Source organism: Pseudomonas sp. TH07, from assembly GCF_016651285.1.
Taxonomy (GTDB): domain Bacteria; phylum Pseudomonadota; class Gammaproteobacteria; order Pseudomonadales; family Pseudomonadaceae; genus Aquipseudomonas.
The window spans coordinates 2,404,106-2,425,166 of record NZ_JAEKED010000001.1 but is presented as its reverse complement, the minus strand read 5'-3'; the positions used below and the strand labels follow the sequence as shown (position 1 = coordinate 2,425,166).

Below are 21,061 nucleotides of genomic sequence, written 5' to 3'. Positions count from 1 at the left end.
TTTCCTGACTCACTGGCCAGGAAATTGCTTTATCCACAGGCATAACGCCAAGCGACCCGAGTCCGTCATGCCAAACCCCGTGCCCGTCCCTGATCCAACGCCTCGCCTGCAACTGCGCCGAATCAGCAAGCGCTACCCCGGTTGTCTGGCCAACGACGCCATCGACCTGAGCATCCAGCCCGGTGAAATCCACGCCCTGCTGGGTGAAAACGGCGCCGGTAAAAGCACCCTGATGAAGATCATCTACGGCGTGACCCAGGCCGACTCCGGAGAACTGCTGTGGCAAGGACAACGCCAGCTCATGCGCAACCCGGCCCAGGCACGGAGCCTGGGGATCGGCATGGTGTTCCAGCATTTCTCGCTGTTCGAAACCCTCAGCGTGGCGCAGAACATTGCCCTGGCCATGGGTGCCAAGGCGGGTACGCCGAAAGCGCTGGAACCGAAGATCCGCGAAGTCTCGCAGCGCTATGGCATGGCCCTGGAACCGGACCGTCTGGTGCACAGCCTGTCGATGGGTGAACGCCAGCGGGTGGAGATCATTCGTTGCCTGATGCAGGACATCCGCCTGTTGATTCTCGACGAGCCGACCTCGGTCCTGACCCCGCAGGAGGCCGACGAGTTGTTCGTGACCTTGCGCCGCCTGGCCAGCGAAGGCTGCAGCATTTTGTTTATCAGCCACAAACTCGGCGAGGTCCGTGCCCTGTGCCACAGCGCCACGGTGCTGCGCGGCGGACGGGTGGCCGGGCATTGCGTGCCGGCCGACTGCTCGGACCAGCAACTGGCGCAGTTGATGGTCGGCGAGGCCGCGGGATTGCTCGCCCACTACCCGAAAGTCATCGGTGGCCCGGCCTTCCTGCGGGTGCAGAACCTTGCGTGGCACAACCCCGACCCGTTCGGCTGCTCGTTGCAAGGCCTGGACCTGGAGGTGCGCAGCGGTGAAATCGTCGGCATTGCCGGGGTCGCGGGCAATGGCCAGGACGAACTGCTGGCGTTGCTCAGCGGCGAACAGACACTGCCCCGCGCGGACAGCCAGCGCATCTGCTTTGCCGAGCACGCCGTGGCCCACTTGCGGCCCGATGCGCGCCGCGCCCTGGGCCTGGCATTCGTCCCCGCCGAGCGCCTGGGCCATGGTGCGGTGCCGGAATTGAGCCTGGCGGACAACGCCCTGCTGACCGCCTTCCAGCAAGGCCTGGTCAGCCATGGCCTGATCCAGCGCGACAAGGTGCAAGCCCTGGCCCAGCAGATCATCCAGCGTTTCGGGGTCAAAACACCCGACGCCCAGACCCCGGCGCGCAGCCTGTCGGGGGGCAATCTGCAGAAATTCATCCTGGGCCGGGAAATTCTCCAGCAACCCCGGCTGCTGATTGCCGCGCACCCGACCTGGGGCGTCGACGTCGGCGCCGCCGCCACCATCCACCGCGCGCTGATTGCCCTGCGCGATGCGGGGGCGGCGATCCTGGTGATCTCCGAAGACCTCGATGAACTGTTCCAGATCAGCGACCGCCTCGGCGCCCTGTGCAGCGGCCGCCTGTCGGCGCTCAAAGCCACCGGCGACACCACCTTGGTGGAAGTGGGCGGCTGGATGGCCGGCCAGTTCGACGCACCCTGCCACCCAACCGCCCCGGCGCTTTGACGGAGTTTCCCATGCTGCTTTCTCTCGAACCCCGTGGCCAGCAATCGCGCCTGATGCTCTGGTGCTCGCCGCTGCTGGCGGCGGCCTTGACCCTGAGCTGCGGCTCGCTGCTATTTATTGCCCTGGGCCATGACCCGCTGCTGACCCTGCACACGCTGTTGATCGCCCCCATCAGCGACCTCTACGGCGTCTCGGAATTGCTGGTCAAGGCCTTGCCGATTCTGCTCTGCGCCCTGGGCCTGGCCGTGGCCTACCGGGCGCGGATCTGGAACATCGGCGCCGAAGGCCAACTGCTGCTCGGCGCCCTGGCCGGCAGTGCCCTGGCGGTGAACATCATCGATATGCAAAGCCGCTGGGCGCTGGTGCTGATCCTGCTCACCGGGACCCTGGCCGGCGCCGCCTGGGCCGGGCTCACGGCCTGGCTGCGCACGCGCTTCAACGCCAATGAAATCCTCACCAGCATCATGCTCAACTACATCGCCCTCAACCTTTTGCTGTACTTCGTCCACGGCCCGCTCAAGGACCCGGAAGGGTTCAACTTCCCGCAATCGGCGATGTTCGGCGACGCCAGCCGCCTGCCGCTGCTGCTCGACGATGGCCGGGTCCACGCCGGGGTGTATTTCGCCCTGCTGGCCCTGGTGGCGGTCTGGGTGCTGCTGCAAAAGAGCTTTGTCGGATTTCAGATCAAGGTGCTCGGCCTGGACCCGCGCGCTGCCGGCTTTGTCGGCTTTCGCGAGAAGCGCCTGATCTGGCTCGCGCTGTTGATCAGCGGCGGGCTTGCGGGGCTGGCCGGGGTCTGCGAGGTCACCGGGCCGATCGGCCAACTGGTGCCGCAGGTATCCCCGGGTTACGGCTATGCGGCGATCACCGTGGCCTTTCTCGGGCGCTTGAACCCGATCGGCATTCTGTTCTCCAGCCTGCTGATGGCCCTGCTGTACATCGGCGGCGAAAGCGCGCAAATGAGCCTCAACCTGCCCCAGGCCATCACCCAATTGTTCCAGGGCATGATGCTGTTCTTTCTGCTGGCCAGTGATGTGCTGATTCTCTATCGGCCACGCCTGAACCTGCGCTGGGCCCGCCGCGCCGCCACCTCTTCCGTGCACGCAGGAGCCCTGTGATGGATATCGATCTGCTGAGCAATATTTTCTACGCCATGGTCCGTTGCGGCACGCCGTTGCTGCTGGTGGCCCTGGGCGAACTGATCTGCGAGAAAAGCGGCGTCCTCAACCTGGGCCAGGAAGGCATGATGCTGTTCGGCGCGGTGATCGGTTTTATCGTCGCCCTGAGCAGCGGCAACCTGTGGCTCGGGGTGCTGCTGGCGATGCTCGCCGGGATGCTGCTGTCGGCGCTGTTTGCCCTGGTGGCGCTGGTGTTCAATGCCAACCAGGTGGCCACCGGCCTGGCCCTGACCATCTTTGGCGTGGGCCTGTCGAGCTTTGTCGGCGCGGCCTGGGTCGGCAAGCCCCTGGCCGGTTTCGAGCCCCTGGCGATCCCGCTGCTCAGCGAGATCCCGTTGATCGGGCGCATGCTGTTCGCCCAGGACCTGTTGGTCTACCTGTCATTCGCCCTGTTTGCCCTGGTGGCCTGGGTCATTCTCAAAAGCCGGATCGGCCTGATCATCCAGGCGGTGGGCGAAAACCCCGATGCCGCCAGTGCCATGGGCCTGCCAGTGCTGTGGGTACGTACCCTGGCGGTGCTGTTTGGCGGGGCCATGGCCGGGCTGGCCGGGGCCTATCTGTCGTTGGCCTATACACCGATGTGGGCCGAGAACATGAGCGCCGGGCGTGGCTGGATCGCCCTGGCCCTGGTGGTGTTCGCCAGTTGGCGGGTCTGGCGCCTGCTGCTCGGCGCCTACCTGTTCGGTCTCGCCAGCATCCTGCACCTGGTGGCCCAGGGGCTGGGGCTGGCGATCCCGTCGAACCTGCTGGCGATGCTGCCGTATGTGGCGACCATCGTGGTCCTGGTGCTGTTGTCGCGGGATGCATTGCGCACCCGGCTGTATGCCCCAGTGTCACTGGGGCAGCCGTGGCAGGCGGGGCATTGAAGCCGGGCACGGCGTTCAGCTCAGGAGCCTGGGGGATCAGGGTTTACGCCTGCTGCGCAGGCGAGCGGAAGCCCGTTCCCTCGCTAGATTGCACCGGCAGCAGTTGCGCGATGCACCAGGCCAGTTCGAAAAACACAATGCCCCACAACAGCGCCGTGGCGCCGTGGGCGATGGCGTAGATCTGCCAGGTGGCGAACAGGATGCGCCCCACCGCGTCATAACGGCCGAACGCTTGCTGCGGATCGCGGATACGCAGCACTGACCACACGCAGACAATCGACCCCATCAGGTTGGCCATCAACAGATGAGCGGGTTCGAACGCCGGTAATTCACCGGGCAGGTTCAAGCTCTGGGCCAGCCCTTGCAGCAGCCCGTGCAGGGCCAGGAAACTCCAGGGGGTGACAAACGCCACGGTCACCAGCAGGTCGTACCAACCGCTGGCGCGGACCAGTGTCCGGTAATGCTGTGCAGTCCACATAAAACTCGCTCCGAATATTCAAGGAGCGCGCAGGCTAAAGCCTGGAGTATGCTCCAAGGTCAAGCCCTCTTGAGCGATCCCCATGCGCATCGGCGAACTCGCCCAAGCCTGCGACGTCAGCCGCGACACCCTGCGTTTCTATGAAGAACGCGGGCTGATCGCCGCACAACGCAGCGCCAACGGTTACCGGCACTACCCGGCGGAAATGGTGCAACTGGTGCTCTACATCAAGACCGCCCAGCGCCTGGGCTTTAGCCTGGGCGAGATCGGCAGCAGCGTCGGCGCACTGTGGCAAGCGGCCGACCCCGACAGCGCCGTCAGCCAACTGCTGCGAGACAAACTGACCCTGATCGAAACCCGCATCAATGAACTGGGCGAGCTGCGCCAGGAGCTGCAACAAAGGCTCGGGCAAAGCTGTCCATTGAATCCGTGACATTCATTTATCAAGGAAGCCACTCATGTCTACGCCTAAACACGCCCTGATCATCGGCGCCTCCCGCGGCCTCGGCCTGGGCCTGGTCCAGAGCCTGCTGGAAGATGGCTGGCAGGTCACCGCCACCGTGCGCAACCCGAACAAGGCCGAGGCCTTGCAGGCGCTGGGCGCGGTGCGCATCGAACAGTTGGACATGGATGACCAGCAGGCCGTGATCGCCCTGAACCAGAAGCTCAAGGACCAGGTGTTCGACCTGCTGTTCGTCAACGCCGGGGTCAAGGGCCCGGATGACCAGACGCCGGGCAAGGCGACCCTGGCCGAAGTCGGCCAATTGTTCTTCACCAATGCCGTGGCCCCGATCAACCTCGCCCAGCGCTTTGCCGGGCAGATTCGCGATGGCAGCGGCGTACTGGCGTTCATGAGTTCGGTACTGGGCAGCGTGACCATGCCCGACGCGCCGGACCTGGCGTTGTACAAGGCGAGCAAGGCGGCGCTCAACTCCATGACCAACAGTTTCGTCAGCCAGCTTGGCTCGCAGAAGCTCACCGTGCTGTCGTTGCACCCGGGTTGGGTGAAAACCGATATGGGCGGCGAAGGCGCCGACATCGACGTGGAAACCAGCACCCGAGGCCTGATCGCCCAGGTCAATGCCTACACCGGCAAGGGTGGGCACCACTTCGTGAACTACAAGGGCGAAACCATTCCCTGGTAAGCCGAGAGCCGCTGTAGCCGTGGCCTCTGGCTGCGGCTGCAAGGCGCCGCCGAGAAGTTTTGTCGAGCGCTCGATCTTTCGCTAGACTGCGCACCTCGTCCCCGCGACGAACCTGGATCAGCAGACAGGAAAACACTGAGCTGGCTAACCTGAACCCACTTTCAGAGGAGCCGGCCACCATGCCTGCGACCCGTACCTGGTTAAAAAACCCCCTCGCCATTTTCACCGGCAATGCCCTCGACGCCCGTGGCGGCCTGGTGCTGCAAGACGGCCTGATCGTCGAAGTGCTCGGCGCCGGACAGCAACCGTCCGCGCCCTGCGCGCAGGTCTTCGACGCCCGCGAGCATGTGCTGCTGCCCGGGCTGATCAACACTCACCATCATTTCTATCAAACCCTGACCCGCGCCTGGGCGCCGGTGGTCAACCAGCCGCTGTTTCCCTGGTTGAAAACCCTGTACCCGGTCTGGGCCCGACTGACTCCACAGAAGCTGGCCCTGGCCACCAAGGTCGCCCTGGCCGAGCTGCTGCTGTCGGGCTGCACGACGGCGGCGGACCACCATTACCTGTTTCCCGAGGGCCTGGAAAACGCCATCGACGTGCAGGTCGAAAGCGTCCGTGAGTTGGGCATGCGCGCCATGCTGACACGCGGCTCCATGAGCCTGGGCGAAGCCGATGGTGGCCTGCCGCCACAGCAGACGGTGCAACAGGGGCAGGTGATTCTCGATGACAGCCAGCGCCTGATCGCGCAGTACCACGAGCGCGGAGCCGGGGCGCAGGTGCAGATCGCCCTCGCGCCCTGCTCGCCGTTCTCGGTGACGCCGGAAATCATGAGCGCCAGCGCCAAATTGGCTGAACAGTTGGATGTGCGCCTGCACACGCACCTGGCGGAAACCCTGGATGAAGAAGACTTCTGCCTGCAACGCTTCGGCCTGCGTACCGTGGACTACCTGGACAGCGTCGGCTGGCTCGGCCCCCGCACCTGGCTGGCCCATGGCATCCATTTCAACCCCGATGAAATCGCCCGCCTCGGCGCCGCCGGCACCGGCATCTGCCATTGCCCGAGTTCCAACATGCGCCTGGCTTCGGGCATCGCCCCAACCCTGGACCTGATCGCCGCCGGCGCCCCCGTGGGCCTGGGGGTGGATGGCTCGGCGTCCAACGACGCCTCGAACATGATCCTCGAAACCCGCCAGGCCCTGTACCTGCAACGCTTGCGTTATGGCGCCGAGAAGATCACCCCTGAATTGGTCCTGGGCTGGGCTACCCGTGGCTCGGCGCAACTGCTGGGGCGCAGTGATATCGGGGAACTGGCGGTGGGCAAACAGGCTGACCTGGCCCTGTTCAAGCTCGATGAACTGCGCTTTTCCGGCAGCCACGATCCGTTGTCGGCGCTGCTGTTGTGCGGCGCTGATCGGGCGGACCGGGTAATGGTCGGCGGTCAGTGGCGGGTGGTCGATGGCCAGGTCGAGGGCCTCGACCTGAAAGGCCTGATCGCCGATCACAGCCAGGCGGCCCGGCAGTTGATTGCCGGCAGCTGATCGCCGGCTTTCGCCGACCCGCTGCAAGCGGCGGGTCCGCGAAAGGGCTACAGCCCCAGCAGCGACAACATGATGAAAGTGGCAAACAGCACGAAGTGAGTCATGCCCTCGATGGCGTTGGTTTCACCGTCATTGAGGTTGATCGCGCTGACGATCAGGGTGATGAAAATCATCACGGTCTGCACCGGGGTCATGGCCATCTGGAACGGCTGGCCGGTGTACAGCGCCATGGCTTCCATCACCGGCACCGTGAGAATCACCGTCGACAGCGAGGCTCCCAGGGCGATGTTGACCACCGACTGCATGCGGTTGGCCAACGCGGCGCGCAATGCGGTGAGGATCTCCGGCGCAGCGGAAATCGCCGCCACCAGGATCGCCGTGATCACCGGCGGCGCCCCCGTGCCTTCCAGCCCCAGGTCGAGAGGCTTGGACATCACCTCGGCCAACGCGCCGATCACCACCACGCCAAAGACCAGGATGCCGATGCTCAGCCCGAGGTTGATCGCCGGCGCCTGCTCGGACGGGTCCTTGGCCCGGCGCTTCTGCGGGTAGCTGTAGCTGAAGAAGTAACTGTGGGGCCCGACCTGCATCCGCAGGAACAACGTGTAGAGCACCACCATCGCGCCGATGGTGAAGGCCGAGTAGACCTTCCAGTCAGACTCGGGAATGAACTCCGGCACCACCATCGACACGCCCATGGCGGTGAGGATCATCACGCTGTAGGTGCGCGCCGAATCATCGTTGTACGACTGCTCGCCGTGCTTGATCCCGCCCATCAGCGCGGCCAGGCCGAGAATGCCGTTGATGTCGAGCATCACCGCCGAGTAGATGGTGTCGCGCACCAGGGTCGGCGAGGCCTCGTTGCTCATCATGATCGCCAGGATCACCACTTCCACCAGCACCGCAGCCAGGGTCAGGATCATGGTGCCGTAGGGGTCGCCGACTTTTTCCGCCAGCAGCTCGGCATGGTGCGCCACGCGCATCGAGGCGGCGACGATAAAGCCGATCAGCACCAACCCGGACCCCAGCGCCACGCCCTGGCCGCTGTTGAGCAATACATGCTCCAGGGGATAGGCCACCAGCGCGGCGACCAGCGCCAGCAACAGGAAGGTTTCTTGCTTGAGTGACGTGAGCATTGCAGTCCTTTACACAATTCGAAACAAAGACAGGAGATGAGCTACAGACTGCTGCGAGTCACTAACGTTTCGTTACACCTTAGTGCACCAGGGGTTGGCATGCCGGGCGGCCAGCGCACCGGGTTGGCTCCCGGGGCTGTTCGGGCCACCTTCACGCCCCTCATCTTCCACCAGTCGAACCACCGTGCCAGGGCCTTCAGCCCAGGTAAAACCTGCCCCGGGCGTTTTGTTGTCTTGTTGGTCAGCTATTTGCATTGGGCTGTCAGAGCCTGAAAGCCCAGCCCTCCCCACAACAAAATGGAGTTCGAATTCATGCATAAACGTCCGTTGAAAAAGCTGCTGTGCGCCCTGACCGCGGCCATCGGCCTGAGTACCGGCCTGAGTGCCAGCGCGGCCGATCCGTTGAAAGTCGGCTTCGTCTACATCGGCCCGATCGGCGACCACGGCTGGACCTATCAGCATGAACAGGGCCGCAAGGCGCTGGTGGAAAAGTTCGGCGACCAGATCAAGACCAACTACGTGGAAAACGTCGCCGAGGGCGCTGATGCCGAGCGGGTGATCCGCAATATGGCCAAGGACAAGTACGACCTGATCTTCACCACGTCCTTCGGCTATATGAACCCGACGCTGAAGGTTGCCAAGCAGTTCCCCAAGGTCACCTTCGAACACGCCACCGGCTACAAGCAGGACAAGAACCTGGGCACCTACCTTGCGCGCACCTATGAGGGGCGCTACGTCGGTGGCTTCCTGGCGGCGAAGATGACCAAGACCAAGAAGATTGGCTACGTCGCCTCCTTCCCGATTCCGGAGGTGATTCGCGACATCAACGCCATCCAGTTGGCCCTGAACAAATACAACCCGGGCACCGAGATCAAGGTGGTGTGGGTCAACTCCTGGTTCGACCCGGGCAAGGAAGCCGACGCCGCCAATGCCCTGATCGACCAGGGCGCCGACGTGATCTTCCAACACACCGACAGCCCGGCACCGATCCAGGCTGCCGAACGTCGTGGCGTGTACGCCGTGGGTTATGCCTCGGACATGGCGCACTTCGGGCCCAAGGCCGTGCTGACCTCCATCGTCAACAACTGGGGCCCGCATTACATCCAGGCCACCCAGGGCGTGCTCGACCACAGCTGGAAACCGCAGGACTACTGGGGCGGCCTGAAGGAAGGCACGGTTGAACTGCCCATCAGCGACCTGGTGCCGGCCCCGGTCAAAACCGAAGCCGAACAGATCATCGCCGACATCAAGAGCGGCGCCTTCCACCCCTTCACCGGCCCGATCAAGGACCAGGCCGGCGTCGAAAAACTGGGCCCTGGCGTCAGCGCCAGCAACGCCGAACTGGCCTCGATGAACTACTACGTCGAAGGCATGAAAGCCGATATCCCGAAATAACCCCTCTGAACCTGTAGCCGCTGCCGCAGGCTCTTGCAGCGTTTGGACGCTGGCCTCAAGGCACTGCGGATGTTCCCGACAGTGCAGGCGTATGGGAGGGCCAGCGCAGCCTCGGCAGCGGCTACAGTTATCGCGAACAATAAGGAGCAGATCCTCTTATGAACCAACTGCCCGTCATCGATATCAGCCCGCTCTACCAGGATCATCCCCAAGGCTGGCACAGCGTTGCGCAACAGATCGACCAGGCCTGCCGCGAGTGGGGCTTCTTCTACATCAAGGGCCACCCGATCAGCGCCCAGCGCATCGAACACCTGCTGGACAGCGCCCGGCAATTCTTCGCCTTGCCCGCCGCCGAAAAGCTCAAGATCGACATCACCCAGACCCGTCATCACCGCGGCTACGGCGCCATCGCCACCGAGCAACTGGACCCGAGCAAACCCAGCGACTTGAAGGAAACCTTCGACATGGGCCTGCACCTGCCGGCCGATCACCCGGAGGTATTGGCGGACAAACCCCTGCGCGGGCCCAACCGTCACCCGGACCTGCCTGGTTGGGAAACCCTGATGGAACGCCACTACCAGGATATGCAGGCCCTGGCCCAGACCCTGCTGCGGGCCATGACCCTGGCCCTGGGCATCGACCGCGACTTCTTCGACAGCCGCTTCGAACAGCCGGTGAGTGTGCTGCGGATGATCCACTACCCGCCGCGTCACACCGCCAGCTCCGAGGAGCAGCAAGGCGCCGGCGCGCACACCGACTACGGTTGCATCACCCTGCTCTACCAGGACGCCGCCGGTGGCCTGCAAGTGCGCAATGTCCGGGGCCAGTGGATCGATGCACCGCCGATCGAGGGCACGTTCGTGGTCAACCTGGGGGACATGATGGCGCGCTGGAGCAACGACCGTTACCTGTCGACGCCGCACCGGGTCATCAGCCCGCTGGGAGTCGATCGCTATTCGATGCCGTTCTTCGCCGAGCCCCATCCCGACACCCGCATCGAGTGCCTGCCCGGCTGCCAGAGCGCCGAACAGCCAGCAAAATACCCCGCCACCAGTTGCGCCGAATTCCTGCTCTCGCGCTTTGCCGACACCTATGCTTACCGGCGTGAGCTGGAAGGCGCCTGAGCAACCGCTTGGTCAGGTTTTACCGAATATTTCAGCGGGCGCCTGTAGAATGGCGAGCTTTTCGCAGCACCCGACTGCACCTGATGAGACTGAACCATGTACGACTGGCTAAACGCCCTGCCCAAGGCCGAGCTGCATTTGCACCTTGAAGGTTCGCTGGAGCCCGAGCTGCTGTTCGCCTTGGCCGAACGCAACAAGATCGCCCTGCCGTGGAGCGACGTCGAAACCTTGCGCAAGGCCTACGCCTTCAACAACCTGCAAGAGTTTCTCGACCTGTATTACCAGGGCGCGGACGTGCTGCGCACCTCCCAGGATTTCTACGACCTGACCTGGGCCTACCTGCTGCGCTGCAAAGCCCAGAACGTGATTCACACCGAGCCCTTCTTCGACCCGCAGACCCACACCGACCGTGGCGTGCCGTTTGAAGTGGTGCTCAACGGCATCGCCGCTGCGTTGAAAGATGGCGAACAGCAACTGGGTATCACCAGCGGCCTGATCCTGAGCTTCCTGCGCCATTTGAGCGAAGACGAAGCGCAGAAAACCCTGGACCAGGCGCTACCCTTCCGTGACGCCTTTGTCGCCGTGGGCCTGGACAGTTCGGAAATGGGTCACCCGCCGAGCAAGTTCCAGCGCGTGTTCGACCGGGCGCGTCACGAAGGCTTTCTGACGGTGGCCCACGCCGGCGAAGAAGGACCACCCGAATACATCTGGGAAGCCATCGACCTGCTGAAAATCCAGCGCATCGACCATGGCGTGCGCGCCATCGAAGACGAGCGTTTGATGCAGCGGATCATCGACGAGCAGATCCCGCTGACCGTGTGCCCGCTGTCCAACACCAAGCTCTGCGTGTTCGACCACATGTCCCAGCACAACATCCTCGACATGCTCGAGCGTGGGGTGAAGGTCACGGTGAACTCGGACGACCCGGCCTACTTCGGCGGCTACGTCACCGAAAACTTCCACGCCCTGCACACCCACCTCGGCATGACCCAGGACCAGGCCAAACGCCTGGCCCAGAACAGCCTCGACGCGCGCCTGGTCAAACCGTAAGTCTGTCGCCGCTGCCGAGCCCGCGAGGCTGCGCGGGCCCGGGAGATCGGCCAGGGGTGTCAGGTGAGTGGGCGGTGTCTGGTGTGGCCAGCGCAGCCTGCCGGCAGCGGCTACACCGTGGCTTCGCTCAACTCCTCGAGGGTTTTGCCGCGGGTTTCCGTGCCGAACAGCCAGACCACCGCCGCGGCAATCGCGAAGCACAGTGCACCCAGGGCGAACACCCCGCCCTGTCCGGTGATCGGGAACACCAGCCCGGTCACCAACGGCCCGAGCAACGAGCCCACCCGCCCGATCGCCGAAGCAAACCCGGAGCCGGTGGCCCGCGCCGATGTCGGGTACAGCTCAGGGGTGTAGGTGTAGAGCACCGCCCACATGCCGAACAGGAAAAACTGCATCAACAGCCCGGAGCCGATCAGCAGGCTGACGTTGCCGCCAAACACCGCGCTCTGCCCGTAGAGAAATGCCATCACCCCGCCGCCCAACAGGGTGACGATGCACACCGGCTTGCGCCCCCAGCGCTCCACCAGCCAGGCCGCCATCAAGAATCCGGGAATCCCGCCCAGGGAAATCAGCACCGTGTAATACACCGACTGCGTGACCGCAAACCCCGACTGTTGCAGCAACGCGCTAAGCCAGGACGTGAGCCCGTAAAACCCGAGCAGGGCGAAGAACCACACACTCCAGATCATCATCGTGCGCTGGCGATAGAGCGGCGACCAGATCTCGCGCAACGCCGAAAAGAACGTGCCCGGCGTACTTGCAACCCGTGGCAAGGCAATCGGCTCGGGCAAGTCGACACGCTGCAACGACGCGCGGACTTTGTCCTCGATGGCGCACAGCACCCGGTCCGCATCGGCGTGTCGCCCGGCCTGCTCCAGCCAGCGCGGCGACTCGGGAATAAAAAAGCGGATCACCAGCACAAACACCGCCGGTATCGCCAGCACCAGGAAGATATCGCGCCAGCCAATCAACGGCAGCAGGAAGTACGACAGCACCCCGGCGGCAACAAACCCCAGGGGCCAGAACCCGTCCATCAACGCGATGTAACGCCCGCGGCGCTTGGCCGGAATCATCTCCGACAGCATCGATTGAGCGATTGGAAATTCCATGCCCATGCCGATCCCCAGCAGGATGCGAAACAGCGTCAGGCCCTCGACGGTCTGCGCCGTGGAGCACAGGAAGCTGGCAATCCCCCAGAGCACGATGCTCCACTGGAACACCGGCTTGCGGCCGAAGCGGTCGGCGAGCATTCCCGACAGGGACGCCCCGACCACCATGCCGAAAAAGCTCGAACTGGCGAGCAGCCCGGCCTGGGCCGAACTCAGGCCGAACTCGGTTTTGATCGAGCCCAGGAGGAACGTCATCATCGCCAGGTCCATGGAGTCGAAGAAAAACGCCAGGGCAATGATGATGAAAATAACCCGGTGATAGCCACTGATGGGCAACCGTTCCAGTCGCTCTGCGGCGCTGTACCCCTGAATATTCATAGCCTGCCCCCGATTGATGGTCTGCAATCGAGTGTGCGCGATCGAGGCTGGCGGCTATTGCTGGATGCGACTCGGCTGCGTCCGAGAACGACGCGCGGGCCCTGTAATCATTGATCCAAAGCGCTGCCGGCGGGGTAGTGGGCGGAAATTGCGGCGCAGCGCGACTGGAGCATTTCGCGCAGCAGATTGACCGGTTTGCTCAACTGCGCGCGGTGAGCGCACAACAGGTTCAGCGGCGCACGCTCGCAGAGCAGTTCCGGCATCAGCACTTTCAGGCGCCCGGCCAGCACGTCGGCGGCCACATCGAGCCAGGACTTGTAGGCAATCCCCGCCCCGGCCACCGCCCACAGGCGCACCACATCGGCATCGTCACTGAAGCGGTCGCCGTTGACGGTCAGGCCCACTTCGCGCTTGCCGTCATGGAAACTCCAGTGGTCGTGGACTCGGCTGCCGAGCATATAAAGCAGGCAGTTGTGCTGCGCCAGTTGCTCCAGCTGGCGCGGCTCGCCATGCCTGGCCAGGTAGCCGGGGGCGGCGCACAGCACCCGGCGATTCTGCGGAGCGACCGGCAGCGCCACCAGGCTTGAGTCTTCGGGCTCGCCGTAGCGCAGGGCGATGTCCACCGGCTGGCGAAACAGATCAGCGATGCGGTCCCCCAGCAGCAGGCGCAGGGTCAACCTGGGGTGCTCGCGCTGGAATTCGTCGAGCCAGGGCAGCAGCAGATTGCGCCCGAAATCCGAGGGTGCGGACAACTGCAAAATCCCGCTGACCTGATCCTGGCCGCTGGCCAGCAGGCGCCGGCCTTCATCGAGGTTGCTCAGGGCCGCACGGGCATATTCGAGAAACCCCTCGCCCTCGGCCGTCAGGCGCAGGCTGCGAGTCGAGCGCGCCAGCAAACGCGCCCCCAACTGCTGTTCGATCCGCTTGAGGGCGGCGCTGGCCACGGCCGCCGACATGTCCATGACCCGCGCCGCGGCCGACAGGCTGCCCAGGTCGGCCGCGCGTACAAACAATTGCAGGTCGTCGAATCGCAGCATCTTGCACCCGGCATTATCAAAAAAATATTGAAAGAGCCTGCTCTTTTAGCCGGTTTTATCTTCAAGAGAAATAGCCAATCATCTGTCCATCGCCTAGCTACCTACTTCAGGAACACCACATGTCCCAGTCCTTCACCGCCATTGCCACCCTGATTGCCAAGCCCGATCAACAGGCCAGGCTGCAGCGCGAGCTCAGCGCCCTGGTCCCACCGAGCCGCGACGAAGCCGGCTGCCAGTACTACGAATTGCACCAGGACGCCGCGCAGCCCGATACCTTCTACGTGCTGGAGCGCTGGGACGATGAGGCGGCCCTGGAGTTTCACAACAACACCGCGCACTTCCAGCATTTCATTGCCCAGACCCGCGAGGCGATCGAGCACTTCGAGCTCAAGCGCCTGCAGTTGATTATCTGACCCTCTTCGCCCCCTTCATCAGGAACCCAGCATGAAAGCCATCGCTTATTACCACGCCCTGCCGATCAACGACCCCAAGTCCCTGCAGGACATCGAACTCCCCGAGCCCGTCGCCGGCCCCCGTGATCTGCTGGTGGAAGTCAAAGCCATCTCGGTCAACCCGGTGGATACCAAGGTGCGCCAGAACGCCCAGCCCGAAGGTGGCGCGGCCAAGGTCCTGGGCTGGGACGTGGCCGGTGTGGTCAAGGCCGTGGGCAGCGAAGTCAGCCTGTTCAAGGCCGGCGACAAGGTGTTCTACGCCGGCTCCATCGCCCGTGCCGGCGGCAACAGCGAGTTGCACGTGGTTGATGAACGGATTGTCGGCCATATGCCCAAGACCCTGGGCTTTGCTGAAGCGGCGGCCCTGCCCCTGACCGCGATCACCGCCTGGGAGCTGCTGTTTGAACGCCTGCAGATCCGCGAAGGCCGCGAAGACGTGGGCCAGAGCCTGCTGATCGTCGGCGCCGCCGGTGGCGTGGGTTCGATCCTGACGCAGTTGGCCAGCCAGCTCACGGGGCTCAAGGTCATCGGCACCGCATCACGGGAGCAGACCCAACGTTGGGTCCAGGACCTGGGGGCCGACCTGGTGATCGATCACAGCCAGCCGCTGAGCGAAGAACTCAAGCGTGCCGGCCAGGCCAGCGTGACCCACGTCGCCAGCTTGACCCAGACCGACCTGCACCTGGACCAATTGGTGGAAGCCCTGGCCCCCCAAGGCAAGCTGGCGCTGATCGACGACCCGAAAAGCCTCGACGTGACCAAGCTCAAGCGCAAGAGCCTGTCGCTGCATTGGGAGTTCATGTACACCCGTTCGTTGTTCGAAACCCCAGACATGCAAGAACAGCATGTCTTGCTCAACCGCATCGCCGAGCTGATCGACGCCGGCACCTTGAAAACCACGGTCGGCGAGCACTTCGGCACCATCAATGCGGCCAACCTGCGGCGGGCCCATGCGCTGCTGGAAAGCGGCACGGCCAAGGGCAAGATTGTCCTCGAAGGCTTCTAAGAAACTGCTCACGATCTGCTGCGCTTAGCTCATGCGGCGTTAAAATGGCTTCGAAATGCTCATTTAGGACCCTAAACTGCGCTTTCTCAGCCATTTTTGCCTTGCCTGAGCGTCGCTCGCTAGATCGTGAACAGGTTCTGAAGGCCGGGGCAGACGGCATTGCCGGAGGGGCAATGCCGTCAGTCCGAGAGTTGACGCTTGTCATATTCATGACCGTATTCGGGTCTACACTGGAGGCCTTTGCAACGCAGTCTTTTACCCGAGGAGGTCAGCAATGAAGATCCTGATAAAAGAATTGGCGAAACCCCAAGGCTCCCAATGGCAGGTCCGCCTGGACCAGCATGCGGTCACCTTTCGCAGCGAAGCCGAAGCCCGCGCCTTCGCTCAAACCCTGGAAGCCCGTCTGCAAGCCCCCCACCGATTCCCCGAAAGCCAGCAGCGCGCTGCCGGCTGAGTCAGAGCTTCGCCGCCTCAACTGCCCTGGCGTTTTGCAAACGCCGGGTGAGCACGGCCATCGTCACCGCGAGGACGCCGCACAGGCTGATCACCATGGCCATCGGCATGGCGCTGCCATCGTGCAGGAACCCCACCAGCCAGGCTGCCCCGGCCGCCACACTGAACTGCAGGCAACCGAGCAAGGCCGAGGCACTGCCAGCGCGTGCGCCCTGACCGTTCATGGCGCATGCCGAGGCATTGGGAATAATGCAGCCAAGGCTGGCAATACACACAAACAGCGGCAGCAACAGCGGCCACAGCTTTTGCGTGTGCATTGAACTGATGCCCAGCAGGACCAGGGCCGCTGCCAGGTAAATCCACACCGTGCGCGCCAGCAGGAAGGTCGGGCCACGCTTGGCCAACAGCCGCGCATTGATCTGCGCCACCAGGATAAAACCGCCGGCGTTGATCCCGAAGAACCAGCCAAAATGCTCGGCCGGCACCTCATACAGCTTGATGAAGATAAAGGGCGAACCGGCAATGTAGGCAAACATCCCGGCGATCGCGATGCCGCCGGTCAGGGCGTGGCCGAGGAATATCCGGTCGGCCAGCAGGCGCCCGTACTGGCGCAACGAACCGGACAGCGGCTGGCGTGGCAGGCCGGCCGGCAGGCTTTCCGGCAAGCCCAGGGCCACCGCCAGACCGGACAGGGCACTGAACGCCGTGAGCATGATGAAGATCGATTGCCAGCCATAGAGGTTCACCAGCAGGCCGCCGAGCATCGGCGCCAGGATCGGTGCCAGGCCCATCACCAGCATCAGCTGGGAAAACACCTTGGCCGAACCCACGGCATCACATTTATCGCTGACCACCGCCCGGGAAATCACCATCCCTGCGCAACCGCCCAGGGCCTGGACGAAGCGTGCCGCAATCAACCACTCAAGGTTCGGCGCATAGGCACAGGCCAGCGACGCCAGGGTGAACAAACTGACGCCGACCAGCAACGGCATGCGCCGCCCGAAGCGGTCCGCCACCGGGCCATAGGCCAGTTGGCCGATGGACAGCCCCAGGAAGTAGGCCGCCAGGGTCAGTTGAACGTGTTTTTCATCAGTGCCAAACGCCAGCGCCATCGCCGGAAAAGCCGGCAGATAGAAGTCGATCGCCAGCGGGCCAAAGGCGCTCAGGGCGCCCAGAATCAGGATCGTGCGTAAATTCATCAGGCATCCAAGTCGAGCATCAGTCAGCAACCCGACAGTCTAGCCGCGCTTGGATGCCTTGAACATTCCGATAGGTCGCTACCTATCAAAAAGACTCAGGCCAATTGCACCTTATAGCCTTCGCCGCTGATCAGGCCGATGACCTCGTCGTCGGTCAGCCGGCTTTGCACACCGACCTCCTTCGCGCCCAGGTCGACCTTGACCTCGGCCGCCGGGTCCTTGGCCTGAAGCACCTGGGTAATGGCCTTGACGCAGTGGCCGCACGACATACCTTGAACATTGAATACTTGCATGAGGTTGCTCCTGTTGTGAGGGTTGGACGCAGTCTCTTCCTTGCCACCATGGCAAGGTCAAGTTCTGCTTTGCGCTGCCGGACTGGCAATCAGCGCCGCGCTCGGCCAAGCTTGACCCTCTATGACACGACAGTAGGAGATTCAGCCATGCGCTGGTCAGCTTTCAGCCTATTCAGCCTGCTTGGTTTATTGGCAGCCGCGCCTGCGGCCAGCGCCGCCGGGGAAGACTACGGGGTTCTGATCATTTCCAGGGAACGCCTGGAAGTCGCCACCTCCTGCGAAATCGGCCTGTACATCCAGGATCAGTTGGCAGGCCGACTGTTTCAGGAGCAGTCCGCCTCGTTCAACCTGCCGCCAGGCAAGGTTTCGCTGCGCCTGAAACTGCTGCCGGGCCAGGCCCCGGGTTGCAGCCCGGGCCTGCTTGCACCGGGTTCCCAGGACATTTCCCTGAGGGCCGGTGACGTCGTCAAATACCGCATCGCCATGAGCGAGTCCGGTATTTACCTCAAACCCGCCGCCCTGGGTTATTGAACGCGGGCCTCACACGGGGCCGGCGAGACAAATTGAAGCACCCCGCGTCATGGCGCTTGACCTTGCCCGCATGGCAAGGTTGATCCTGTAGGCAACTTTTACAGGGAGTGTCAGCGATGCCTGAATCAACCACCTTCGACCTGCCCATTGCCGGCATGACCTGCGCCAGTTGCGCCGGGCGCGTGGAGCGCGCCCTGAGCAAGGTCGTCGGCGCTCGCGCGGTCAGCGTCAACCTGGCCACCGAACAGGCCCGGGTCGAGGCGCCCACGGACAGCTTGCCGGCATTGCTGGAGGCGGTGCACAGCGCCGGCTACAGCGTACCGGCCCAGAGTTTGGAACTGAGCATCGGCGGCATGACCTGCGCCTCCTGCGCCGGCCGTGTCGAGCGGGCCTTGAACAAGGTGACGGGGGTCAGCCGCGTCAGCGTCAACCTGGCCAACGAACGGGCACATGTGGAGTTGCTGGGCCAGGTCGAGCCTGCGGCGTTGATAGACGCAGTGACCAAGGCCGGTTACAGCGCCAGCCTGTGGCAGGCCGACCAGAAAGCGCCCGATGACCAACAGCAACGCCTGCGCCGCGAACGCTGGACCCTGGTGCTGGCCATTCTCCTCGCACTGCCTCTGGTCCTGCCGATGCTGGTGGAACCCTTTGGCCTGCATTGGATGCTGCCGGCCTGGGCCCAGTTCGCCCTGGCCACTCCGGTGCAATTCATCTTTGGCGCGCGTTTTTACGTGGCTGCCTGGAAAGCCGTACGCGCCGGTGCCGGCAATATGGACCTGCTGGTGGCCCTGGGCACCAGCGCCGGTTATGGGCTGAGCATCTACGAATGGGCCACGGCGATGCATGGCCACACCCCGCACCTGTACTTCGAAGCCTCAGCCGTGGTGATCGCCCTGGTGCTGCTGGGCAAATACCTGGAGAGCCGGGCCAAGCGCCAGACCGCCAGCGCCATCCGCGCCCTGGAAGCCCTGCGTCCGGAACGAGCCATACAAGTGATCGACGGTCGCGAACAGGACGTCGCCATCAGTGCCCTGCGCCTGGGCGACCTGGTCATGGTCAAGCCGGGCGAGCGCTTCCCGGTGGACGGCGAAGTGATCGAAGGCCAGAGCCACGCCGATGAAGCCTTGATCAGCGGCGAAAGCCTGCCCGTGCCGAAACAGCCGGGCGACCAGGTCACCGGCGGTGCCATCAACGGTGAAGGCCGGCTGCTGGTACGGACCCTGGCCCTCGGTGCGGAAACCGTGCTGGCACGCATCATCCGCCTGGTGGAAGACGCCCAGGCCGGCAAGGCACCGATCCAGAAGCTGGTGGATCGGGTCAGCCAGGTGTTCGTCCCGGTTGTGATCCTGCTGGCAGCGGTGACCCTGATAGGCTGGTGGCTATACGGCGCACCGCTGGAAACCGCCGTGATCAACGCCGTCGCGGTACTGGTCATCGCCTGCCCCTGTGCCCTGGGCCTGGCCACGCCGACCGCCATCATGGCCGGCACCGGGGTCGCCGCCCGCCACGGCATTCTGATCAAGGATGCCGAAGCCCTGGAACGCGCCCATGAAGTCAGCGCCGTGGTATTCGACAAGACCGGCACCCTGACCTCCGGCACACCGCGCATCGCCCACCTGCGCGCGGTGGATACCGATGAAAGCACCCTGCTGCAATTGGCCGGCGCCCTGCAACGTGGCAGCGAACACCCGCTGGCCAAGGCGGTGCTGGACCTGTGCGCCGAACGTCAATTGCCGGTGGCCGACGTCACCTCCAGCCAGTCGCTGACCGGTCGCGGCATCGCCGGCAGCCTCGACGGCCGACAACTGGCCCTGGGCAACAAGCGCATGCTCGAAGAAAGCGGCCTGAGCGCCGGCGACCTGGCCGAGTCGGCCCAGGCCTGGGAGACCGAGGGCCGGACCTTGTCCTGGCTGATCGAGCAAAGTCCGCAACTGCGAGTCCTGGGCCTGTTCGCCTTTGGCGACACCCTCAAGCCGGGCGCCCTGCAAGCGGTGCAACAACTCAACGCACGCCATATCAGCAGCCACCTGCTGACGGGCGACAACCGTGGCAGCGCCAAAGTCGTGGCCGAGGCCCTGGGCATCACCGATGTGCATGCCGAAGTGCTGCCGGCGGATAAAGCCGCCACCGTCGCCGAACTGAAGAAAACCGGAGTGGTGGCCATGGTCGGCGACGGCATCAACGATGCCCCGGCCCTGGCGGCCGCCGACATCGGTATTGCCATGGGGGGCGGCACCGACGTGGCGATGCATGCGGCCGGGATCACCCTGATGCGTGGCGATCCGCGCCTGGTGCCTGCGGCCCTGGAGATCAGCCGCAAGACCTATGCGAAAATCCGCCAGAACCTGTTCTGGGCCTTCGTCTATAACTTGATCGGCATCCCGCTGGCGGCCTTCGGCCTGTTGAATCCGGTGCTGGCGGGCGCGGCGATGGCGCTGTCCAGCGTCAGCGTGGTCAGTAACGCCCTGCTCTTGAAGACCTGGAAACCCAAAGACCTGGAGAAGCTGGAATGAACATCGGCCAAGCAGCCAGCCACAGCGGCCTGAGCGCGAAGATGATTCGTTATTACGAATCCATCGGCTTGCTCAAGCCGGCCCATCGCAGCGACAGCGGCTACCGCCTGTATGGCGAGGATGACCTGCACACCCTGGCCTTTATCAAGCGTTCGCGGGATTTGGGGTTTTCCCTGGAGGAAGTCGGCAAGCTGCTGACCCTGTGGCAGGACCGCCAGCGGGCCAGTGCCGATGTCAAAGCCCTGGCTCGGCAACATATCGACGAGTTGAACCAGAAGATCCGCGAACTGGCTGCGCTGCGCGACACCTTGCAGGACCTGGTGGAGCATTGTCAGGGCGATCATCGACCGGACTGTCCGATTCTCAAGGAGTTGGCGTCGGGTAGCTGCTGCGAGCCTGTTCCGGCCTGAGGCACAGCTGTAGCCGCTGCCGAAGGCTGCGCTGGCCCCCTGCAACGCTCTTCATACCGCTGACCTTCCACAGCGGCCCGTCCGACCATCGTCCGAACGCCGCCCAAGCCTTCGGCAGCGACTACAGAATCAGGGGC

General features: G+C 63.9%; 21 protein-coding genes. 15 read left to right on the top strand and 6 right to left on the bottom strand.

The genetic code is table 11. The annotated features are described in order from the left end of the window. Positions 1–67 precede the first annotated feature (67 nt). The 3 genes from JFU57_RS11330 to JFU57_RS11320 are packed head-to-tail and all read left to right on the top strand — an operon-like array spanning position 68 to position 3,677. Positions 68–1,633, top strand: coding sequence for an ABC transporter ATP-binding protein (locus tag JFU57_RS11330; RefSeq protein WP_201129308.1), 1,566 nt, complete (start codon positions 68–70; stop codon positions 1,631–1,633). Positions 1,634–1,644: 11 nt separating this feature from the next. Further along, the gene (locus JFU57_RS11325) at positions 1,645–2,751 is read left to right on the top strand and encodes an ABC transporter permease (protein WP_201129306.1); all 1,107 of its coding nucleotides are present in this window, start codon (positions 1,645–1,647) and stop codon (positions 2,749–2,751) included. Continuing rightward, entirely contained in the window at positions 2,751–3,677 is a 927-nt protein-coding gene (locus tag JFU57_RS11320; protein ID WP_201129304.1) for an ABC transporter permease, read from the top strand. Before JFU57_RS11325 ends, JFU57_RS11320 begins: the two co-directional genes overlap by 1 nt. A 43-nt stretch (positions 3,678–3,720) precedes the next feature. Here the strand turns inward: JFU57_RS11320 and JFU57_RS11315 are convergent, their stop codons facing one another. After that, positions 3,721–4,155, bottom strand: coding sequence for a hypothetical protein (locus tag JFU57_RS11315; RefSeq protein ID WP_078469674.1), 435 nt, complete (start codon positions 4,153–4,155; stop codon positions 3,721–3,723). An 82-nt stretch (positions 4,156–4,237) separates the two neighbouring features. Between JFU57_RS11315 and JFU57_RS11310 the strand changes: the two genes are divergently transcribed. The 3 genes from JFU57_RS11310 (at position 4,238) to JFU57_RS11300 (ending at position 6,838) form a co-directional block, all read left to right on the top strand. After that, the gene (locus tag JFU57_RS11310) at positions 4,238–4,588 is read left to right on the top strand and encodes a MerR family transcriptional regulator (RefSeq protein ID WP_078469673.1); all 351 of its coding nucleotides are present in this window, start codon (positions 4,238–4,240) and stop codon (positions 4,586–4,588) included. A gap of 25 nt (positions 4,589–4,613) precedes the next feature. Then, positions 4,614–5,300 (top strand): SDR family oxidoreductase, encoded by a 687-nt coding sequence (locus tag JFU57_RS11305; RefSeq protein WP_201129302.1) that lies wholly within the window; start codon positions 4,614–4,616, stop codon positions 5,298–5,300. Positions 5,301–5,479: 179 nt separating this feature from the next. After that, complete coding sequence (locus tag JFU57_RS11300; protein WP_201129300.1) at positions 5,480–6,838, top strand: 8-oxoguanine deaminase; 1,359 nt, start codon at positions 5,480–5,482, stop codon at positions 6,836–6,838. 47 nt (positions 6,839–6,885) lie between these two features. Here JFU57_RS11300 and JFU57_RS11295 read toward each other — a convergent pair whose 3' ends face one another. Beyond that, on the bottom strand, positions 6,886–7,974 hold the full coding sequence (locus JFU57_RS11295) for a calcium:proton antiporter (protein ID WP_078469670.1): 1,089 nt from the start codon (positions 7,972–7,974) through the stop codon (positions 6,886–6,888). 312 nt (positions 7,975–8,286) lie between these two features. Between JFU57_RS11295 and JFU57_RS11290 the strand changes: the two genes are divergently transcribed. The 3 genes from JFU57_RS11290 (at position 8,287) to JFU57_RS11280 (ending at position 11,543) form a co-directional block, all read left to right on the top strand. After that, positions 8,287–9,369 (top strand): BMP family ABC transporter substrate-binding protein, encoded by a 1,083-nt coding sequence (locus JFU57_RS11290; protein WP_078469699.1) that lies wholly within the window; start codon positions 8,287–8,289, stop codon positions 9,367–9,369. A gap of 158 nt (positions 9,370–9,527) precedes the next feature. Then, positions 9,528–10,493 carry a 2-oxoglutarate and iron-dependent oxygenase domain-containing protein gene (locus JFU57_RS11285; RefSeq protein ID WP_201129298.1) on the top strand — a complete coding sequence of 322 codons (966 nt, stop codon included), beginning with the start codon at positions 9,528–9,530 and terminating at the stop codon, positions 10,491–10,493. A gap of 96 nt (positions 10,494–10,589) precedes the next feature. Continuing rightward, positions 10,590–11,543 carry an adenosine deaminase gene (locus JFU57_RS11280; RefSeq protein ID WP_078469668.1) on the top strand — a complete coding sequence of 318 codons (954 nt, stop codon included), beginning with the start codon at positions 10,590–10,592 and terminating at the stop codon, positions 11,541–11,543. 110 nt (positions 11,544–11,653) lie between these two features. On the opposite strand, the gene JFU57_RS11275 is transcribed toward JFU57_RS11280, so the two are convergent. Beyond that, on the bottom strand, positions 11,654–13,030 hold the full coding sequence (locus tag JFU57_RS11275; RefSeq protein WP_201129296.1) for an MFS transporter: 1,377 nt from the start codon (positions 13,028–13,030) through the stop codon (positions 11,654–11,656). Between the two features lie 107 nt (positions 13,031–13,137). Continuing rightward, positions 13,138–14,067 (bottom strand): LysR family transcriptional regulator, encoded by a 930-nt coding sequence (locus JFU57_RS11270; RefSeq protein ID WP_078469667.1) that lies wholly within the window; start codon positions 14,065–14,067, stop codon positions 13,138–13,140. A 119-nt stretch (positions 14,068–14,186) separates the two neighbouring features. Between JFU57_RS11270 and JFU57_RS11265 the strand changes: the two genes are divergently transcribed. The 3 genes from JFU57_RS11265 (at position 14,187) to JFU57_RS11255 (ending at position 15,979) form a co-directional block, all read left to right on the top strand. Beyond that, entirely contained in the window at positions 14,187–14,480 is a 294-nt protein-coding gene (locus JFU57_RS11265) for a putative quinol monooxygenase (RefSeq protein WP_201129294.1), read from the top strand. 31 nt (positions 14,481–14,511) lie between these two features. Then, on the top strand, positions 14,512–15,525 hold the full coding sequence (locus JFU57_RS11260; protein ID WP_201129292.1) for a zinc-binding alcohol dehydrogenase family protein: 1,014 nt from the start codon (positions 14,512–14,514) through the stop codon (positions 15,523–15,525). 274 nt (positions 15,526–15,799) lie between these two features. Continuing rightward, on the top strand, positions 15,800–15,979 hold the full coding sequence (locus tag JFU57_RS11255; protein ID WP_020299366.1) for a hypothetical protein: 180 nt from the start codon (positions 15,800–15,802) through the stop codon (positions 15,977–15,979). A 1-nt stretch (position 15,980) separates the two neighbouring features. On the opposite strand, the gene JFU57_RS11250 is transcribed toward JFU57_RS11255, so the two are convergent. Together JFU57_RS11250 and JFU57_RS11245 are read right to left on the bottom strand one after the other, a co-directional pair. Beyond that, positions 15,981–17,177, bottom strand: coding sequence for a multidrug effflux MFS transporter (locus JFU57_RS11250; RefSeq protein WP_078469664.1), 1,197 nt, complete (start codon positions 17,175–17,177; stop codon positions 15,981–15,983). A gap of 95 nt (positions 17,178–17,272) precedes the next feature. Further along, positions 17,273–17,470: a heavy-metal-associated domain-containing protein gene (locus JFU57_RS11245; protein WP_020299364.1), complete on the bottom strand. Its 198-nt coding sequence runs from the start codon at positions 17,468–17,470 to the stop codon at positions 17,273–17,275. 147 nt (positions 17,471–17,617) lie between these two features. Between JFU57_RS11245 and JFU57_RS11240 the strand changes: the two genes are divergently transcribed. From JFU57_RS11240 to cueR, 3 genes are all read left to right on the top strand, one after another. Continuing rightward, positions 17,618–18,001: a hypothetical protein gene (locus JFU57_RS11240; protein ID WP_201129290.1), complete on the top strand. Its 384-nt coding sequence runs from the start codon at positions 17,618–17,620 to the stop codon at positions 17,999–18,001. A gap of 116 nt (positions 18,002–18,117) precedes the next feature. Beyond that, positions 18,118–20,514 carry a heavy metal translocating P-type ATPase gene (locus JFU57_RS11235; protein WP_201129288.1) on the top strand — a complete coding sequence of 799 codons (2,397 nt, stop codon included), beginning with the start codon at positions 18,118–18,120 and terminating at the stop codon, positions 20,512–20,514. Further along, positions 20,511–20,924, top strand: a complete 414-nt coding sequence (gene cueR / locus JFU57_RS11230; RefSeq protein WP_078469661.1) for a Cu(I)-responsive transcriptional regulator — start codon at positions 20,511–20,513, stop codon at positions 20,922–20,924. The genes JFU57_RS11235 and cueR overlap by 4 nt, the downstream gene beginning before the upstream one ends. Positions 20,925–21,061: the final 137 nt, after the last annotated feature.

Excerpts from the sequence above, each read along its gene's own strand:
- JFU57_RS11330 (WP_201129308.1), top strand. The coding sequence starts at position 68 with ATGCCAAACCCCGTGCCCGTCCCTGATCCAACGCCTCGCCTGCAACTG.
- JFU57_RS11325 (WP_201129306.1), top strand. The coding sequence starts at position 1,645 with ATGCTGCTTTCTCTCGAACCCCGTGGCCAGCAATCGCGCCTGATGCTC.
- JFU57_RS11320 (WP_201129304.1), top strand. The coding sequence starts at position 2,751 with ATGGATATCGATCTGCTGAGCAATATTTTCTACGCCATGGTCCGTTGC.
- JFU57_RS11315 (WP_078469674.1), bottom strand. The coding sequence starts at position 4,155 with ATGTGGACTGCACAGCATTACCGGACACTGGTCCGCGCCAGCGGTTGG.
- JFU57_RS11310 (WP_078469673.1), top strand. The coding sequence starts at position 4,238 with ATGCGCATCGGCGAACTCGCCCAAGCCTGCGACGTCAGCCGCGACACC.
- JFU57_RS11305 (WP_201129302.1), top strand. The coding sequence starts at position 4,614 with ATGTCTACGCCTAAACACGCCCTGATCATCGGCGCCTCCCGCGGCCTC.
- JFU57_RS11300 (WP_201129300.1), top strand. The coding sequence starts at position 5,480 with ATGCCTGCGACCCGTACCTGGTTAAAAAACCCCCTCGCCATTTTCACC.
- JFU57_RS11295 (WP_078469670.1), bottom strand. The coding sequence starts at position 7,974 with ATGCTCACGTCACTCAAGCAAGAAACCTTCCTGTTGCTGGCGCTGGTC.
- JFU57_RS11290 (WP_078469699.1), top strand. The coding sequence starts at position 8,287 with ATGCATAAACGTCCGTTGAAAAAGCTGCTGTGCGCCCTGACCGCGGCC.
- JFU57_RS11285 (WP_201129298.1), top strand. The coding sequence starts at position 9,528 with ATGAACCAACTGCCCGTCATCGATATCAGCCCGCTCTACCAGGATCAT.
- JFU57_RS11280 (WP_078469668.1), top strand. The coding sequence starts at position 10,590 with ATGTACGACTGGCTAAACGCCCTGCCCAAGGCCGAGCTGCATTTGCAC.
- JFU57_RS11275 (WP_201129296.1), bottom strand. The coding sequence starts at position 13,030 with ATGAATATTCAGGGGTACAGCGCCGCAGAGCGACTGGAACGGTTGCCC.
- JFU57_RS11270 (WP_078469667.1), bottom strand. The coding sequence starts at position 14,067 with ATGCTGCGATTCGACGACCTGCAATTGTTTGTACGCGCGGCCGACCTG.
- JFU57_RS11265 (WP_201129294.1), top strand. The coding sequence starts at position 14,187 with ATGTCCCAGTCCTTCACCGCCATTGCCACCCTGATTGCCAAGCCCGAT.
- JFU57_RS11260 (WP_201129292.1), top strand. The coding sequence starts at position 14,512 with ATGAAAGCCATCGCTTATTACCACGCCCTGCCGATCAACGACCCCAAG.
- JFU57_RS11255 (WP_020299366.1), top strand. The coding sequence starts at position 15,800 with ATGAAGATCCTGATAAAAGAATTGGCGAAACCCCAAGGCTCCCAATGG.
- JFU57_RS11250 (WP_078469664.1), bottom strand. The coding sequence starts at position 17,177 with ATGAATTTACGCACGATCCTGATTCTGGGCGCCCTGAGCGCCTTTGGC.
- JFU57_RS11245 (WP_020299364.1), bottom strand. The coding sequence starts at position 17,470 with ATGCAAGTATTCAATGTTCAAGGTATGTCGTGCGGCCACTGCGTCAAG.
- JFU57_RS11240 (WP_201129290.1), top strand. The coding sequence starts at position 17,618 with ATGCGCTGGTCAGCTTTCAGCCTATTCAGCCTGCTTGGTTTATTGGCA.
- JFU57_RS11235 (WP_201129288.1), top strand. The coding sequence starts at position 18,118 with ATGCCTGAATCAACCACCTTCGACCTGCCCATTGCCGGCATGACCTGC.
- cueR (WP_078469661.1), top strand. The coding sequence starts at position 20,511 with ATGAACATCGGCCAAGCAGCCAGCCACAGCGGCCTGAGCGCGAAGATG.